Genomic DNA, 18,400 nt, shown 5'->3' on the forward strand with positions numbered 1-18,400 from the left:
ACGAGTCAGGAGTTGGCCATGACCAACGAGTTGCACAGCGTGGTGCACAACGACGAAGGTCAGTACTCGACCTGGCCGACCGACCGCGAGCTGCCGTCCGGCTGGCACCGGTCGGACGTCACCGGCTCGTTGGACGACTGCCTGGATCACATCGAGAAGGTCTGGACCGACCTGCGGCCGGCCAGCCTGCGGGCGGCGACCGACCAGGCCGGCGACCGTGGCTGACCCGTTCGTCACCACGGCGTCGTACGCGCAGGAACGGGTCTGGCTGGCCAACCAGCTCGACCCGGAATCCCCGGTGTACCACGTCATCGCGCCGCTGCCGCTGCCCGCCGAGGCCGACCCGGCCGCCGTCGTCACGGCGCTGCGCGGGCTGGCCGACCGGCACGAGCCGCTGCGCACCGCGCTGCGGTTGACCACCGAGGGCCTGGTCCAGGAGATCGCACCGACCGTGCCGGTCGAATGCCCGACGCTGTCCATCGGCCCGGACGAGGACGCGTTCACCGAGGCGGTCCGCGGCCTGGTCGCCCGGCCGATGCCGATCGACAGGGCGCCGCTGTGGCACGCCACCGTGCTCGACCGGGGCGCGTCCGGCCGCCTGCTGCTGATGGTCGTGCACCACGCCGTGTTCGACGCCGGCTCGCTCGCGGTGCTGCGCACCGACCTCACCGAGCTGCTCGCCGCGGCCACCGCCGGCCGCGCCCCGGCGCTGCCGGAACTGGCCATCCAGTACGCGGACTGGGCGGCGTGGCAACGTGAGCAGGTCACCGGCGCCACGGACTCGGTCGGCTACTGGCTCGACCGGCTCGCCGGCCTGCCCGCCGTGCACGAGCTGCCCACCGACCGGCCCCGCCCGCAACACGCGTCCTTCGTCGGCGCCGAGCACCGGTTCACGCTGACCGACGGCGTCACCGGCCGGCTCGCCGACACCGCCCGGGCGCTGTCGGCGACCGAGGCGATGGTTCTGCTGGCGGGCTACATCGCGGTGCTGGCCCGGCTTTCCGGCCGCACCGACATCGTGGTCGGGCTGCCCGTCGACGGCCGGGACCGGCCCGAGCTGGCCCCGCTGATCGGGATGTTCGTCAACCCGGTGGTGATCCGGGTCGACGCCGGCGGCGACCCCAGCTTCGCCGAGCTGGTGGGCCGGGTCCGCGACGCGGTGCTCGGCGCGCACGAGCACGCCGAGGTGCCGGTACAGCTGCTGGTCGACCGGCTCGGGTTGGACCGCGACCCGGCGGTGCGCCCGCTCTACCAGCTGTCGTTCAACCACCTGCCGCACTCCGGCCTGGACGCCAGCTACGGCACCGCCCGCGACGACCTGCTGCTGGAGCTGGCCACGACGACCGGCCGGATCGAGTACCGCACCGACCTGTTCGACGCCGCCACCGTCGCGACGTTCGCCGACCGGTGGCAGCGACTGCTCGCCGCCGGGCTGGCCACGCCGCGGCAGCGCATCGGGGCGCTGCCGTTGCTCACCGACGAGGAGTTCGCCGCGGCCACCGCCCCGCCGGTCGCGGTCGCCTACCCCGACAGCACGCTCGACGAGCTGATCGGCGCGCAGGTGCGGCGCAGTCCCGAGGCGACCGCCGTGGTCACCGAGCACGCCGAGCTGAGCTACGCGCAGCTGTGGCGGCGGGCCGGCGGGCTCGCCGCCGAGCTCACCGCGGCCGGCGTCGGGCCGGGCGTGCCGGTCGCGGTCTGCGCCGACCGCGGACCGAACCTGCTGGTCGCGCTGCTCGCGGTGCTGCGCGCCGGCGGCCACTACCTGCCCGTCGACCCCGGCTATCCGACCGAGCGGATCCGGTTCATGCTCGACGACGCCACGGCGCCGGTGCTGCTCGCCGACCGCGCCCGGCTCGACCGGCTGCCGGCCACCGGCGCCCGGATCCGCTGCCTGGACGACCCGATCGCGTCACCCGACGGCACCCCGGGCGAGCCCGGTTCGCACCGCGGCTCGGGAGATCCCGACGCCGGAGCGGACCCCGGCCCCGCGGTCCCCGGCGCCGGAGCGGGCGCCGATCCGGCGCGACCCGGCTCCGGAGCGGGCCGGGATCCGGGCGACGCCGCGTACCTGATCTACACGTCCGGCTCGACCGGCCGACCCAAGGGCGTGCTGACCAGCCACCGCGCCATCGTCAACCGGTTGTGCTGGATGCAGCGCCGGTTCGGGCTCGGCGCCGACGACGCCGTCCTGCAGAAGACGCCGATCAGCTTCGACGTGTCGGTGTGGGAACTGTTCTGGCCGCTGCTGGCCGGGGCGCGGGTGGTGTTCGCCCGGCCCGACGGGCACCGCGATCCCGGCTACCTGGCCGAGCTGATCGACCGGGCCGGGGTGACCACCGCGCACTTCGTCCCGTCGATGCTCGCCCCGTTCCTCGACGCGGTGTCGGCGACCGCCGGCCCGGAACCACTCCCGGCCGTTGCCGGGCGCAGCCTGCGGCGGATCGTCACCAGCGGCGAGGAGCTGCCGGTGGCGCTGGCGCGGCGCTGCGTGGCCACCCTGCCCGCCGCCGCCCTGCACAACCTGTACGGCCCGACCGAGGCCGCGGTGGACGTCACCGCCTGGCACTGCGCGCCCGACGCGCTGGCCGGGCTGGCCACCGTCCCGCTCGGCACCCCGATCGACAACGTCGCGGTGTACGTGCTCGACGAGCAGCTCCGGCCGGTACCGCCGGGCACCGTCGGCGAGATCTGCCTCGGCGGCGTCGCGCCGGCGATCGGCTACCTGCACCGCCCGGCCGCGACAGCGGCCAGCTTCGTGCCCGACCCGTACGGGCCGCCCGGGTCCCGGCTCTACCGCACCGGAGACCTGGGGCGGTGGCGGCCGGACGGCAGCGTGCTGGAGTTCCGCGGCCGCCGGGACGGGCAGGTGAAGATCCGCGGCCAGCGGATCGAGCTGGGCGAGGTCGAGGCGGCGCTGCGGGCCGTGCCGGGGGTGCGCGCCGCGGCCGCCGACCTGCGCCCGGACGCGACCGGCGAGCGGGTCCTGGTCGGCTGGGTGGTCGGCACCGCACCGGACCGGGCCACGCTGCGGGCGACGCTGCCGGAGGCCGCGGTGCCGGCCGTGATCACGACCGTCGACCGGTTGCCGGTCTCGCCCAGCGGCAAGCTCGACCGGGCCGCGCTGCCCACCCCGACCGGCCCGTCCGGTACCGAGCAGGTGCGCTACCGCAGCACCGACGAGGAGGCGGTGGCCGGCATCTGGGCGCAGGTGCTCGGGGTGGCCGCGATCGGGCCGGACGACGACTTCTTCGCGCTCGGCGGCCACTCGCTGCGCGCCGCGGCGATCCTGGCCCGGGTCCGCGCCGTGCTGGGCGTGGAGGTGACGCTGGGCGCGATGTTCGCCGACCCGACCGTCGCCGGGCTGGCCCGCGCGGTGGCCGCCGCCCGTGCCGGTTCCGGCAGCATCGCGGTGCCGCACACCGACGAGCTCGGCGAGCTGCCGCTGTCGGCCGGGCAGCAGCGGCTGTGGTTCCTGCACCAGCTCGACCCGGCCGACCCGGCGTACAACGTGCCGATCGTGCGGCGGCTACACGGCCCGCTCGACCGGGACGCGCTGCACCGCGCGCTGGACACCGTGGTCGCCCGGCACGCGCCGCTGCGCACCCGGTTCGTCGACCACGACGGGCAGGGCCGGCAGCTGGTGGCGCCGCCCGCACCGGTCGACTGGGAACACCTCGACTGCCGCGGCGAAGCCGACCCCGCCGGCGCCGCCGCGGCCGCGGTGGCCGACCGGCTGCGCCGCCCGTTCGACCTGACCGCCGGCCCGCTGCTGCGGCCCAGCCTGTTCACCGTCGCCGACGACGAGCACGTGCTGTGCCTGGTGCTGCACCACATCGTCGCCGACGGCTGGTCGATGACGGTACTGCTGGACGAGCTGGCCGCCGCCTACTCGGGCCGCGCGCTGCCGGCGTTGCCGCATCACTACGGCGACCACGTCGCCTGGCAGCAGGCCGTACTGACGGGAGCGGACGCCGAGGCGTCACTCGCGCACTGGCGCGACTCGCTGGCCGACCCGCCGACGCTGGAGCTGCCGACCGACCGGCCCCGGCCCGCGGTGCGCGGTTCGGCCGGCGGCCGGGTGGTGCGCGATCTCGACCCGCAGCTGACCGACCGGCTCGCCGAGCTGGCCGCGGCCGAGCAGAGCACCATGTTCATGCTGCTGCTGGCCGCCTACCAGGTGCTGCTCGGCCGGCACGCCGGGCAGGACGACGTGCTGGTCGGCGCGCCGATCGCCGGCCGGGACCGGCTGGAGTTCGAACCGCTGATCGGCTACTTCACCAACACCCTGGTGCTGCGCGGCGAGCTGCGCGGCGACCCGACCTTCGTCGACGTGCTGCGCCGCACCCGGGCCACGACGCTCGCCGCCTACCAGCACCAGCACGTGCCGTTCGAGACGCTGACCGCGGAGCTGAAGCTGCCCCGCGACACCAGCCGCACCCCGGTGTTCCAGGCGGTGTTCACGTTCCAGAACCAAGGCACCTCGCGGGCCGAGTTCGCCGGCCTGACCACCAGTTCGTACGACGAGGGCGACCACCCGGCCACCTGCGACCTGACCCTGGAAGCGTGGCGGGAGGCGGGTGGCGGGCTGCACACCCGGTTCACCTACGCCGCCGAGCTGTTCGACCGGTCCACCATCGACCGGCTCGCCGCCCGGTTCGAGGTGCTGCTGCGCGCCGTCGCCGGCGCACCGGGCGCAGCACTGTCCACAGTGGATCTTCTGACCGACGACGAGCGGGAACGGCTCCGTGCAGCCGAACAGGGCCCGGCCCTGCCGCCGTACGAGCTGGTCCCGGCGCGGGTGGCGGCGGCCGACCCGGCGCGGGTCGCGATCCGGCACGCCGGCCGCGACGTGCGCTACGCGGAGCTGTTCGGCCAGGCCGACCGGCTCGCCGCCCGGCTCGTCGACGCCGGCGTGACACCCGGCGCGGTGGTGGGCGTGCACCTGCGGCCGGGCCCGGACGCGATCGCCGGGATGCTCGCCTGCTGGCGGGCCGGCGCCGGCTACCTCGCGCTGGACCCGCACTACCCCGCCGCCCGGCTGGCGTACATGGTCGCCGACAGCGGGGTGCGGCACGTGATCGGCACCGACGACACCTGGCCCGAGGTCACGGTCGTCCGACCGGACGAGGCGGGCACCGCGCCGCTGCCGGCCGCCAGCGGGCCGGACGAGCTCGCCTACGTCTGCTATACCTCCGGCTCCACCGGCGCGCCCAAGGCGGTCGGCGTGCCGCACCGGGCGCTCGCCGCCCGCGTCGCCTGGATGACCGAGCACTACCGGATCACCGGCGACGACCGCGTCGTCCAGTTCGCCTCCACCAGCTTCGACACGCATGCCGAGGAGCTGTGGCCGGCGCTGTCGTGCGGCGCCACCACGCTGGTACCCGACGGCCCCGCCGCCGAGCTGCCCGACTACCTGCGCGGCGGCGACGGCGCGAGCGCGACGGTGCTGGACCTGCCCACCTCGTACTGGCACGAGCTGGTCGGCACCGAGCTGGTCGACTGGCCGGCCGGGCTGCGGCTGCTGATCCTCGGCGGCGACCAGGCCGGTACCGAGGCGCTCGCGGCCTGGCGGCGGGTCGGTGACCGGGTGCGGGTGCTCAACACGTACGGGCCGACCGAGGCGACGATCATCGCCACGGCGGCCGACCTGACCGACGTCGAGCTGTCGCACCGGCTGCCGATCGGCCGGCCGGTCGGCGACACCCGGGTCACCGTGCTCGACCCGACCGGCCGGCGGGTCCCGATCGGCGTCGCGGGCGAGCTGTACCTCGGCGGCGCCGGCGTCGCCCGCGGTTACCTCGGCCGGGCCGCGGCGACCGCCGCCGCCTTCGTGCCGGCGCCGAACGGCGAGCGCTGGTACCGCACCGGCGACCGGGTCCGCTGGCGCGCCGACGGCCAGCTGGAGTTCCTCGGCCGGTTCGACGAGCAGGTCAAGGTGCGCGGCCACCGGGTCGAACCGGGCGAGGTCGAGGCGGCGCTGGCCGCCCGGCCGGGCGTCGCGCAGGCCGCGGTGCTCGTCCACCGCGACCCCGGCGACCAGCCCTACCTGGTCGGCTACGTCGTCGGTACCGTCGACGCGACGGCGCTGCGGGCCGACCTGGCCACCGTGCTGCCGGCCCACCTGCTGCCCGCCGCGATCGTGGTGCTCGACCGGCTTCCGTTGACCGCCAACGGAAAGCTTGACCGTGCCGCGCTCCCCGCACCGGACGCGCCGGACGCCGCCGACGCGGTACCGCCGGACGGCGACGCCGAGGAGCTGGTCGCGCAGGTGTGGGCCGAGACGCTCGGCCGCGGCTCGCTCGCCGCCACCGACAACTTCTTCGACCTCGGCGGCCACTCGCTGCTCGCCACCCGCGCGGTGGCCCGGCTCAGCGCCGCGGTCGAGCTGCCGATCCCGATCCGTACCCTGTTCGGTCATCCGACCGTGCGCGAGTTCGCCGCCGAGCTGGAACGGCTGCTGCTCGACGACATCGACGAGCTGGCCGACGCCGAACTCGCCGAGCCCCGATGACCGCGCCAGATCCGTTGCGGCGGCGGGGATTCATCCGGTCGGATCACGGGTGGACGATCAGGGAGGTGCGCCGATGACCACCGCCAGGCTCCCCGACGCCAAGCGGGCGCTGCTCGCCGACCGGCTGCGCCGGGCCCGCACCGCACACGCCGAGGCGCCCGGCACCATCGAGCGCTGCGCCGACGACGCCGAGCCGATCCTGTCGTACGCGCAGGAACGGCTCTGGTTCATGGATCAGCTGGTGCCCGGCAGCACCGCCTACACCGTCCCGGTGGTGCTGCGACTGCGCGGTGCGGTGGACGTCGAGGCGATGGCCGCGGCGCTGACCGAGGTGTGCCGGCGGCACGAGACGCTGCGGATGCGCTTCCCCGCCACCGACGACGGCCGGCCCCGCATCCTCGTCGACCCGCCGAAACCGGTGCCGCTGCCGGTGATCCCGGTCGACGGCGACGAGCGCGCGGTGGAGACCGCGGTCCGCACCGAGCTGGCATTCCCGTTCGACCTGACCACCGAGCCGCCGATCCGCGCCTGCCTGGTGCGGATCGCCGCCGACGACCACCTGCTGGTGCTCGACGTGCACCACATCGCGATCGACGGCTGGTCGACCGACGTGCTGGTCGCCGACCTGCTCCGGGCCTACCGCACCGGCGGGCCGCTGGCCGAGCCGGCGGTCCGGTACCGCGACTTCGCCGCCTGGCAGCGCGCGACGCAGGGCAGCGCACCGGCCCGCCGCGACCTGGACTACTGGCGGGCCGAGCTCGCCACGGTGCCGCCGCTGGAGCTGCCGACAGACCGGCCCCGGCCGGCCGAGCAGACCTTCGCCGGCGACACCCACCGGTTCCACGTCGACGGGTCGCTGACCGACGCGATCCGCGAGTTCGCCCGCGGCCACGGCGCCACCCTCTACATGACGCTGCTGGCGGGCTACGCCGCGCTGCTCGGCCGGTACGCCCGGCAGGACGACTTCGCGATCGGCTCCCCGATCGCCGGCCGCACCCGACCGGAACTCGAAGGCCTCGTCGGCATGTTCACCAACGTGCTGGCGATGCGGATGCGGCTGGCCGCCGACCCGACGTTCACCGACCTGGTGGCGCAGGTGCGCGGCACCGCGCTCAACGCGTACGAGCACCAGGACACGCCGTTCGAGCACATCGTCACCGAACTCAACGTGCCGCGCGACGTGAGCCGTCCCCCGGTGTTCTCGGTGACGCTGGCGATGCAGAACTACGCCCGCGCCGGCTCCGCCGCGGAGGCCGAAGGCCTCGACGTCGGCTGGTTCACCATGGAGCCCGAGTCCACCCGGTTCGACCTGGAGCTGTACGTCTTCGAGGCGGAGTCCGGGCTGGACTGCCTGTTCGTGTACAACACCGACCTGTTCGACGCCGACCGCATCGCCGGCTTCGCCGAGCGGCTGCCGACCCTGCTCGCGGCCGCCCTCGCCGCACCGGCCACCCCCGTCTCCCGGCTCCCCCTCACCGACCCGCAGGCCGAGCTGCCCGCCGCGACCGGTGCCACCGCACCGATCCCGGCCGAGCCGCTGCATGCCGCGATCGAGGCGCAGGCCGCCGCCCACCCGGACGCGCCGGCCCTGGTCACCGACGCGACCACGCTGACCTACCGGCAGTGCAACGAGCAGGCCAACCGGCTGGCGCATCGGTTGCGCGCCAACGGCATCGGGCCCGGCGACGTGGTCGCGGTGTGCATGGAACGCTCGATCGAGCTGGCCGTCGCGCTGCTCGCCGTGCTCAAGTCCGGTGCCGCCTACCTGCCGCTGGACCCCGGTCACCCGCGCGACCGGCTGCGGTACCAGCTCACCGACTCCGGCGCCGCTGCCCTGCTCTGCCGCCGCGCGCACGCCGACCTCACCCGCACCGACCCGGCCGGTACCGCCGACCCGACCGGAACGACGAGCGGGGCCGCAACGGCCGGCGGGGACGGTTCTGTCCGGGCAGCCGGTGCGGTGCCCGTACTGCTGGTCGACGAGCCGGCGAGCTGGGCCGACCAGCCGGCCGCGAACCCGGACTGGCACGGCGGCCCCGACACCCCGGCGTACCTGATCTACACGTCCGGTTCCACCGGCAAACCGAAGGGCGTGTTGAACGCGCACCGCGCGGTGGTCAACCGGCTCGACTGGATGCAACGCGCGTACCCGATCGGGCCCGACGACGCGGTCCTGCAGAAGACGCCGGCCAGCTTCGACGTGTCGGTCTGGGAGTTCTTCTGGCCGCTGCGCACCGGCGCCCGGCTGGTGCTCGCTGCGCCCGACGGCCACAAGGACCCGGCCTACCTGCGTACCGCGATCGACCGGCACCGGGTGAGCGTCGCGCACTTCGTGCCGTCGATGCTCGCCGCCTACCTCGCCGACGACGCCGCACCCGGCCCGACGTCGCTGCGCCGGGTGATCTGCAGCGGCGAGGAGCTGCCCGTCACGGTCGCCCGCGACTTCCTGGCCCGGCACCCGGACACCGCCCTGCACAACCTGTACGGCCCGACCGAGGCCGCGATCGACGTGCTCGCCCACGACTGCACCACCGAGTCGCTCGCCGGCCGGTCCAGGGTGCCCATCGGTACCCCGATCGACAACGTCACCGTGCACGTGCTCGACCCGGCCGGCGCGCCCTGCCCGGCCGGGCTGCCCGGCGAGCTGTACCTCGGCGGCGCCGCACCGGCGCTCGGCTACCACGACCGGCCGCGGCTGACCGCGGAACGGTTCGTGCCCGACCCGTACGGGGCGCCCGGCGCCCGGCTCTACCGCACCGGCGATCTCGGCGTACGCACCGCGGACGGCGCGATCGAGTTCCTCGGCCGGCTCGACGACCAGGTGAAGCTGCGCGGCCTGCGGATCGAACTCGGCGAGATCGCCGCGGCGCTGCGCGACCAACCCGGGGTACGCGACGCCGCCGTGCTGGTGCGCGAGGACCGGCCCGGCGACCAGCGGCTGGTCGGCTACCTCGTCGGCGACGCCGACCCGGCGCAGCTGCGTACCGCGCTGGGCACGATGCTGCCCGACTACATGGTGCCGGCGACGCTGGTTGCCGTCCCGGCGCTGCCGGTCACCGCCAACGGCAAGCTCGACCGTGCCGCGCTGCCCGCGCCCGCCGCGCCCACCGCCGGCGCCGCGTCCGGGCCGCCGGCCACCGACACCGAGCACGCCGTGCACGAGGTGTGGGCCGCGGTGCTGGGCGTCGAGACGATCGGCGTCGAGGACGACTTCTTCGACGTCGGCGGTCACTCCCTGCTCGCCACCCAGGTCGTCGCCCGGCTGCGTACCGCGCTGCCGGACCGGCCCCGCGTCGGCGTGCTGGACGTGTTCAAGCACAAGACGATCCGGGCGCTCGCCGCGCTGCTCGACGGCGACACCGACCGGTCCGACCAGCTGCTGCACGAGCTGACCCCGGCCGGGCCCGCGACGATCACGTACGTGTGCGTCCCGTACGGCGGCGGCAGCGCCATCGTGTACCAGCCGCTCGCCGACGCGCTGCCCGCCGGGCACGCCCTGTACGCGCTGGCCATCCCCGGCCACGACGTCGGCCTGGACCAGGACTCGATGCCGTTCGACGAGCTGGTCGACGCGTGCGTCACCGAGATCCGGGAACGCATCACCGGACCGCTGGTGCTGTACGGGCACTGCGGCGTCGGCGGCGCGCTCACCGTGGCGCTCGCCCGGGCCCTGCACGCCGCCCGCCGACCGCTGACCGCCGTGTACATCGGCGCCATCTTCCCGTTCGCGCAGCCGCGCGGGGTGCTGCGCACGCTGGCCAAGGTCGCCGCGATGGACCGGCTGTCGGCCGACCGCAACCACGAGAACTGGCTCAAGTCGATGGGCGTCAGCATGGACGACCTCGACCCCGACCAGGCCCGCCGGATCATCCGCAACATGCGGCACGACTCGCGCAGCGCCGAGGAGTACTTCACCAGCCTGCTGGACACCGACGGCGAGCTCGCCTCGATCGGCGCACCGGTCGTCGCGGTGGTCGGCGACCAGGACCCGGCCACCGAGTTCTTCGCCGAGCGCTACACCGAATGGCAGTTCCTGACCGACACCACCGCCGCCGTGGTGCTCGACCAGGCCGGCCACTTCTTCCTCAAGTACCGCGCCACCGAGCTCGCCGAGATCCTCACCCGGGTGCACCCGGCGATCGAGACCGAGGCCACCGCGCCGCTCGCCCAGCCGGCCCGCGGCCCCGCCGACGGCTGGTACCTGGAAGGCGTCGCCAGCCGCGCCGACACGCCACCGGCCCGCCGGGCCGTCAAGCCCGACCTGCGCCGGTTCGTCGCCGTCGCCGCCGGCCAGCTGGTGTCGCTGCTCGGTTCGTCGCTGACCAGCTGGGCCATCCCGATCTTCGTGTACCTGGCGACCGGGTCGCTGTCCAAGCTCGGCCTGCTCGGCGTGCTCGGCCTGGTGCCGGGGCTGCTGGTGTCACCGCTGGCCGGCGCGATCGTCGACCGGGTCAACCGCCGGGCGGTGATGATCGCCGGCGACGGCACCGCGATGGCCATCCAGCTGACCCTCGGCATCCTGGTGTGGAGCGGTCACCTGCACCTGTGGGCGCTGTACCCGTTGCTGTCGCTGCTGTCGGTCGCCGCCACCTTCCAGCGACTCGCGTTCTCCGCGGCGCTGCCGCAGCTGGTGCCCAAGGCGTACCTCGGGCACGCCACCGGCATCACCCAGCTGGCCACCGGCGTGGCGCAGCTGCTGGTACCGCTGGTCGCCGCCGGGCTGCTCGCCGCGATCCACCTGGGCGGCATCCTCGCCATCGACGTGGTCAGCTACCTCGCCGCGATCGGCGTCGTGCTGGTCGTCCGGTTCCCGGCCACGCTCGGCTGGCGGCGCCGCGAGACGCTGGTCCGCGACATCGCGCACGGCTTCACCTACGTCTGGCACAACCGCGGCTTCCGCGCCATGCTGGCGATGTTCGCGCTGTTCAACCTGTTCCTGGCGGCACCGATGATGCTCATCTCGCCGCTGGTGCTGACGGTCGGCGACATCGGTACCGTCGGGCGCGTCTCGTTCGCCAGCGCGATCGGCGGCGTGCTCGGCGCGCTGCTGATGACCGCCTGGGGCGGCCCGTCGAACCGCCGGATGCGCGGCGTGCAGGTCGCCATGCTGCTGCTCGCGGCGAGCTGCGTGGTCACCGCGCTGCGGCCGTCCGCCTGGCTGATCGGCGCCGGCGTCGCCGGGCTCGCGCTGAGCCTCACCGTGGTCAACGGCATCTACCTGACCATCATCCAGGTCAAGGTGCCGCAGCGGTTCCACGGCCGGGTCTTCGCCATCAACCAGCTCGTCGCCTGGTCCACGCTGCCGATCGGGTTCGGCCTGCTGGTGCCCCTCGCGGTACGGCTGGTCGAGCCGCTGATGACCAGGCACGGCGCGCTCGCCGGTTCGGCCGGCCTGCTGCTCGGCACCGGGCCGGGCCGCGGCATCGCCCTGGTGTACCTGCTGGCCGGGCTGGCGATGGCCCTGCTCGCGGGCGGCGCGATGGTGGTGCGGCGGTTGGCCCGGTTCGACGAGCTGGTGCCCGATGCGGTGCCCGACGACCTGGTCGGTGCCCAGGAGCGCGACACCACCCCCGCCGCACCGGTCCGGGAGGCCGCCTGAGCCGTACGGTCCCGGTCACGGCTCGGGGCGCAGGACGACCTTGCCGTGCGGGCGGCCGGACCTGCTGAGCTCGACGGCGGCCCGCCACTCGGCGAGCGGGTAGGTCCGGGCGATCGGAAGGCCGAACGCGCCGTCGGCTGCGAGCGCGGCGTAGCGGGGCAGGAACGTACCGGCCGGAGCCGGCGCGGCGAGGTGGTCGAGGTTGACGCGGGCACCGAGCTGCCGCGCCTCGTCGTGGTTGCTGATGGTCATGACCCGCTGCGGGTCGCCCACCAGGCCGATCAGTTCGGGCAGCGTCCCCGGGCTGGGCGGCGGGGCGTCGAGCACGAGATCGACCGCGCCGGCGAGTTCGCGGACCCGGTCGGCCATGCCGGGACCGTAGCCGGTGACCCGGGCGCCCATCGCGGTCAGTTCCGCGGCGAAGGTCGAGCCGGCGGTGGCGACGACCCGGGCGCCGCGGCGCAGGGCGATCTGGGCCGCGGCGAACCCGACCATCGCCCCCGCGCCGTTGACCAGCAGGGTGGTCCCGGGCTCGACGTTCATCGCGTCGAGGGTCCAGACCGCGGTCTGGACCGCCATCGGCAGCACGGCGGCCCGGGCCGGATCGAGGCCGTCGGGCACCCGGTACCAGCTGTCCAGGATCGCGACGTCGGCGGCGCCGGCGCTGGGCTGCCCGAGGAAGTCCGCGGTACCGAAGACGAGATCGCCGACCGCGACGTCGTCGACGCCGGTACCCGACGCCTCGATCACCCCGGCGACGTCGTAGCCGACGCCGCGCGGCAGGCTCCTCGCCCGGAAACCGCGGCAGAGCTCCCAGTCGGCCGGGTTGAGCCCGACCGCGGTGACGCGGACCCGGACGCGGCCGGCGGCGGGGTCGGCGACCTCGATGGTGTCCAGGCGCAGCACGTCGGCCGGTTCGCCGTACTCGTGGAAGCGCAGTGCGGTGGCTGGAACGGGACTCATGGCTGCTCCTCGCGGCGTCCGTAGCGTCAGTCACTGACGCTACCATAACGTCAGTGACCGACACTACGTACGATGGGCGCATGCCCAGAGACGGATCGCCGGCGCGCGCCCGGCTGCGCGCGGCGGCCCTCGATCTGTACCGCGAGCACGGCTACGACGAGACCACCACCGCGCAGATCGCCGCGCGGGCCGGTGTGACCGAGCGCACCTACTTTCGCCACTTCGCCGACAAGCGTGAGGTGCTCTTCGACGGCGAGGCCGAGCTGCGCGCGATCCTCGTCGACGCCATCGCCGCCGCGCCGGACGGGCTGGCGCCGCTGCACCTGGTCGTCCGGGCATTCACCGCCGCCGTACCGCTGATCGTGGCCAACCGCACGGTGGCGCGGCAGCGGGCCGAGGTGATCGCCGTGACCCCTGCCCTGCAGGAACGCGCCCACGCCAAGACCGCGGGCCTCGTCGACGCGCTGACCGACGCGCTCGCCGAGCGCGGGATCTCTCGCCCGACCGCACGCCTGACCGCGCAGGTCGGCATGGCGGTCTTCGAGCGCGCCAACCGTTCCTGGTCCGGGAGCCCCCGGCACGACCTGGCCGACCTGATCGTCCGGGCAGCGGACGAGGTACGCACCCTCGGCGGCAACTGAGGCCCGCCCACCGCACCGCACCGCACCGCCCCGCCCGGCGGCCTGTCGAGCTCCGGGCGGGTTGCGGTGCCGGCATACCGTGTCGGCGTCCGCACCTGTTGACGAACACGGCGCATCGAGCCACCGCGGTCCGGCGGGCTCGTCTTCCGGGGATTCCCCGGCGGCGCAGCCCCTAGCGTGACGGAAGGTCTCCCACTCGCGCGGAACGCGAGTGGGTGGGCGACCGCGAAACGACGCACACCTGGTGCCGTCGGTGCCGTGCGTGCGCAGCGGATCGGGACCGACGGACGATGCGACGAACAGCGCGGTCCGACACGTGTGCTCAACCCCAGGAGGCCGCGACGGAAAGGCGCTCGCACCGATCTGCCTTCCGGTCCCGACCTCCGCGGCGATCGGAGGCTGCCCGATGGAGGGTTTCTCGTCCTCGCGGACGCGAGGTGTGGTGCTGGTTTCCAGTCACGGTCCCGGAATCTCGATGCTGCCGGAGGCGGTACGCGACGCGGGACTGGCGCCGATGGCGGTGCTGGGGCGGGCCGCGGCGCCCGACGTGGTGACGCGGTTGCGGCCACAGCTCGACAAGTTGTCCCAGATCGACGATCCGACCGATCCGCAGGCGGTCGCCGACGCCGCGACCGCGCTGTGCGGCGGTACACCGGCCGCCGTCCTGTCGGTACACGACGGCACGATCGTCGCCGCGGCGGCCGCGGCCACGCTGCTCGGCCTGCCGGCCGCGCCACCCGCCGCGCTGGCCCGCGCGCGGCACAAGTACGCGGCGCGGCGCGCCCTGGCCGCCGCGGGTCTCACCGGCCCGCGCTTCGCGCTGCTGGACTCCGCCGAGGCCGCGGCCGCGGTGGCCGAACAGGTCGGGTTGCCCGCGGTGCTGAAGCCGGTCAACGGCAGCGGCAGCAACCTGGTGCGCCGGGTCTCGGACGTCGCCGGCCTGGCCGCCGCGTACCGGGAGCTCGCCGCGGCCGCACCCGGCGCGCTGGGCGGCATGTACGACCAGAAGCTGGTCGACCCGGACACCGAGACGCGGCTGGATCCGACCCGGGTGTTCCTGGTCGAGTCGATGCTGACCGGTCGGGAGTACAGCGTCGAGCTGGTGCTGCGCGACGGCGAGCCGGAACCGGTGCTGGTGCTGGACAAGTTCCTGGTCGACGGCGACCACTTCGAGTGCGGGTTCTGTTGGCCGCCACTGGAACTGGCCGCCGACCGGGTCACCGCGCTGGCCGACACGGCGGTCGCCGCGGCGCGGGCCCTCGGGCTCGACCGCACCCTGGCGCACGTCGAGCTGTACGACGATCCGCGGCTCGGGCCGACCGTGGTCGAGGTCAACGCCGGTCGTGGCGGCGGCCAGCTGATCGGCCCGCTGACCGCGGTGGCGACCGGCGTCGACCCGCGGGCCGAGCTGATCGCGCTCGCCACCGGTGGGCCGCGGCCGCAGCGATCGGCGCCCACGCTGCCGCCACCGCTCGCCACCCTCACCGTCTTCGGCCGCGAGTCCGGTCGGCTGGTGGCGATCGAGGGGCTGGACGAGGCACGCATCCACCCGGACGTGATCAGCACCGTGGTCGCCACCGCCATCGGCGAACACCTCGACCACAGCTACGAGACGTTCCCGATCAACTTCCTGGTCGCCGGGCTGGAGACGCGCGACGAGCTGGCCCAGACGTACCAGGAACTCGCCGACACCGTGCACCTCGTCGTCGAGCCGTGACGCCCCGGCCGTGGGCGCCCCGGGACCCGCGCTCACGGCCGCACACCTATGGCAGCGCCCGCCGCGCCCCACCAGCGAGCGCCATCGACGTCGTCGAGGAGCCAGCGCGCCACGGCGGCCGCGGTCGCGACGGCAGCGCCGTCGCTCGCGAACTCCCGTCGTACCGCGAGCCGACGTTCCCGCGCATCCCGGACGGCGCCGTCCATCTGGTCGGCCGGCCAGCCGCGGGCGGCGAGGCGCGCCCGCCGGTGTCGTTCCGCCACCCTCCCGCGTCGCCTCGTTGCCACGCCGGCCGGTCGAACGGCAAGCGTTCGGGGATCACTCGGGCCGGGGTGGTCGGGCGCGAAGAGCGGCGCGCAGGGCGGACAGCGCGGTGTGCGCGTCGTCGAGGGCGGCGGCCGGGAAACCGGCGGCGAGATCCGGAGCGTGGCCGGCGAGCGCGGCGGCGACGCGCTGGCCGTACACCACCTGGGATCCGTCGACCCAGACGCCGTCGCGGCGGCTCCAGTCCTCGTTGAGGGCGACGGCCCCGGCCCGGTCGAGGGCCGGCGGCAGGTCGAGGGCGACGGTGCCGCGGCCCAGCCGTACCGGATAGCCCCCGGGCAGGCCCAGCGGGCCGGGCACGCTCGCCGTCGACTCGGTGGCACCGAGCAGGCCCAGCAGTACCCGGGCCGAGGCGAGCCCGGTGACCTCGTTGAGCATCTCCCGGGGGGTGCCACGCTGCCCGGCGAGCCGGGCCGACACGTCCGGGATCCGTTCGGTACCAACGAAGGCCCGTGCCTCGGCGGTGGGGTCGTCCGGCGCGTGCAGGTGCCAGTGGTGCCCGACCACGCGCAGCGGCCCGCCGGCGGGCAGCGTCGCGGCCAGCGAGGCGGCGAGGATGCCGACGTTCCCGACCCCGCACAGCGGCGCGGTGCCACGGGCGGCGAGCAGCGGATTGACCGCATCGGGCAGGCTCGCGTTGACCAGCCAGCCGCCGTGCTCGGCGAGCGCCTCGGCGACCCGCGCGGCGACCACCGCCTGGAACGGTACGGTGAGTGCGAAGCCGGCGTCCGCCAGCAGATCCGTCCAGGCCGACCGGGCCCGCTGCGGCTCCCACGGCGACTGCGGCGAGGTGATCGAGGCGACGCCGACCGGCCGGTACCGGGTGGCCAGCCGGTCCAGCGTCGCCCGGTCGGTGGCGTCACCGACCTCGACCTGCACGGTCACCGGTCGGCCCGCGAGCCGCGCGCGGGTGGCGGTCAGGTAGCCCAGCCGGGCGGCCCGGTCCGGGTCGCGGCCGACCAGCACCAGCCGCAGCGGTTCCGGTGCGAGCACGGCGATCGAGCCGCACACCGAACCCGCCAGCGAACCGGTACCGAGGATCACCAGCGTGTCGGTCACCCGGTCTCCTCCGCATCGTCGGACACGCCATCGGGCAAGTCGTCGGACACGCCGTCGGACACGCCGTCGAGCACGTCGTCGGGCACGTCGTCGGTCATTCCGCCGCCGCGACGAGCAACGCGGTCATGACGAACAGCGCGGTCATCCGGTCACGTACTCGTCGGCCACGGCCAGTGCCTCGTCGACCGCGGCCAGCCCCTCCGCCAGGTCGGCCTCGTCGATGATCAGCGGCGGGGCCAGCTGCAGCCGGTTGAAGTGGGTGAACGGCCAGACCCCGCGCCGCTTGCAGGCCGCGAGCACCCGCGACATCGGCTCCGCGGCCGGCCCGGATGCGTTGTACGGCACCAGCATCCGCCGGCTGTCCCGATCGGCGACCAGCTCGATCGCCCAGAACAGGCCGCGCCCGCGAACCTCGCCGACCGACGGGTGCGCCGCGGCGATCTTCGCCAGCGCCGGCGCCACCACGGTCTCGCCCAGCCGGCGGGCCCGGGCCGGGATGTCGTCGTCCTCGAACACCCGCACCGACTCGGCGGCCACCGCGCACGCCAGCGGATGCCCCGAGTACGTCAGGCCGCCCGGGTACGCGTGGTCGGCGAAACTCGCCGCGATCGCCGGGGACAGCACCACCCCGCCGAGCGGCACGTAGCCGGAGTTGACGCCCTTGGCGAAGGTCAGCAGGTCGGGCACGACGTTCCAGGCGTCGACCGCGAACCACTCCCCGACCCGACCGAACCCGACCATCACCTCGTCGGCGACCAGCAGGATCCCGTACCGGTCGCACAGCTCCCGGACGCCGGCCAGGTAGCCGTCCGGCGGGACCAGCACGCCGTTGGTACCGACCACCGGCTCCAGCAGGATGGCCGCCACCTGGTCCGGCCCCTCGAAGCAGATCACCTGCTCCAGGTGCTCCAGCGCCCGGTCCCGCTCCTCCGCCTCGGTGGTGGCATGGAACGCCGAGCGGTAGAGGTAGGGCCCGAAGAAGTGCACCACGCCGGGGATGCCGGGCTCGCTGGCCCAGCGCCGCGGCTCGCCGGTGGCGGTGACCGCGCCGGCGGTCGCCCCGTGGTACGAGCGGTACGCGGCGAGGATCTTGTGCCGCCCGCTGTGCAGCCGGGCCAGCCGGATCGCGTTCTCCACCGCCTCGGCGCCGCCGGTGGTGAAGAAGACGGTGTCCAGCTCACCCGGGGCGTGCGTGGCGATCAGCCGGGCCGCCTCGGCCTTAACGTCGGTGGCGTGGTTGGGCGACACCGTGCACAGCCGGTCGGCCTGCCGGTGGATCGCGGCCACCAGGCGCGGATGCTGCAGGCCGAGGTTGGCGTGCACCAGCTGCGAGGCGAAGTCCAGGTAGCTGGCGCCGGTGTCGTCGGTGAACCGGGCGCCGGCACCGCCGGTCACCACGACCGGCTCGATCCGCGCCTGCGCGGCCCACGGATAGAACACGTGTCGGCGATCGATCTCGCGGCTGGTCCGGTCCACCATGCGCCCTCCCCGGCTCGACGGTGCCCCCACGGTAACGACCTGCGCCACCGCGGGCAGCCCCGTGACCTCGGAACGGCCCGAAACAGGGCAATCGTCGGACCCGC

At 74.9% G+C, this 18,400-nt stretch carries 8 protein-coding genes; 5 read left to right on the forward strand and 3 right to left on the reverse strand.

Going from position 1 to position 18,400, the window contains the following annotated elements:
* Positions 1–18 precede the first annotated feature (18 nt).
* The 3 genes from NUM_RS00545 (at position 19) to NUM_RS00555 (ending at position 12,113) form a co-directional block, all read left to right on the forward strand.
* Positions 19–225 (forward strand): MbtH family protein, encoded by a 207-nt coding sequence (locus tag NUM_RS00545; RefSeq protein ID WP_207122479.1) that lies wholly within the window; start codon positions 19–21, stop codon positions 223–225.
* Complete coding sequence (locus tag NUM_RS00550; RefSeq protein ID WP_207122480.1) at positions 218–6,514, forward strand: non-ribosomal peptide synthetase; 6,297 nt, start codon at positions 218–220, stop codon at positions 6,512–6,514. Before NUM_RS00545 ends, NUM_RS00550 begins: the two co-directional genes overlap by 8 nt.
* A gap of 73 nt (positions 6,515–6,587) precedes the next feature.
* Positions 6,588–12,113 carry a non-ribosomal peptide synthetase/MFS transporter gene (locus tag NUM_RS00555; RefSeq protein ID WP_207122481.1) on the forward strand — a complete coding sequence of 1,842 codons (5,526 nt, stop codon included), beginning with the start codon at positions 6,588–6,590 and terminating at the stop codon, positions 12,111–12,113.
* A gap of 15 nt (positions 12,114–12,128) precedes the next feature.
* Here the strand turns inward: NUM_RS00555 and NUM_RS00560 are convergent, their stop codons facing one another.
* Positions 12,129–13,076, reverse strand: a complete 948-nt coding sequence (locus tag NUM_RS00560; RefSeq protein WP_207122482.1) for an NADP-dependent oxidoreductase — start codon at positions 13,074–13,076, stop codon at positions 12,129–12,131.
* 80 nt (positions 13,077–13,156) lie between these two features.
* Between NUM_RS00560 and NUM_RS00565 the strand changes: the two genes are divergently transcribed.
* Both NUM_RS00565 and NUM_RS00570 read left to right on the forward strand, forming a co-directional pair.
* Positions 13,157–13,717, forward strand: coding sequence for a TetR/AcrR family transcriptional regulator (locus NUM_RS00565; RefSeq protein WP_207122483.1), 561 nt, complete (start codon positions 13,157–13,159; stop codon positions 13,715–13,717).
* A gap of 442 nt (positions 13,718–14,159) precedes the next feature.
* Positions 14,160–15,434 carry an ATP-grasp domain-containing protein gene (locus NUM_RS00570; RefSeq protein ID WP_207122484.1) on the forward strand — a complete coding sequence of 425 codons (1,275 nt, stop codon included), beginning with the start codon at positions 14,160–14,162 and terminating at the stop codon, positions 15,432–15,434.
* Positions 15,435–15,752: 318 nt separating this feature from the next.
* Here NUM_RS00570 and NUM_RS00575 read toward each other — a convergent pair whose 3' ends face one another.
* Complete coding sequence (locus tag NUM_RS00575) at positions 15,753–16,817, reverse strand: potassium transporter TrkA (RefSeq protein ID WP_207122485.1); 1,065 nt, start codon at positions 16,815–16,817, stop codon at positions 15,753–15,755.
* Positions 16,818–16,958: 141 nt separating this feature from the next.
* Positions 16,959–18,296, reverse strand: coding sequence for an aspartate aminotransferase family protein (locus tag NUM_RS00580; protein WP_207122486.1), 1,338 nt, complete (start codon positions 18,294–18,296; stop codon positions 16,959–16,961).
* Between the last annotated feature and the right edge of the window lie 104 nt (positions 18,297–18,400).

The organism is Actinocatenispora comari (genome assembly GCF_017312725.1).
Classification (GTDB): Bacteria; Actinomycetota; Actinomycetes; order Mycobacteriales; family Micromonosporaceae; genus Actinocatenispora; species Actinocatenispora comari.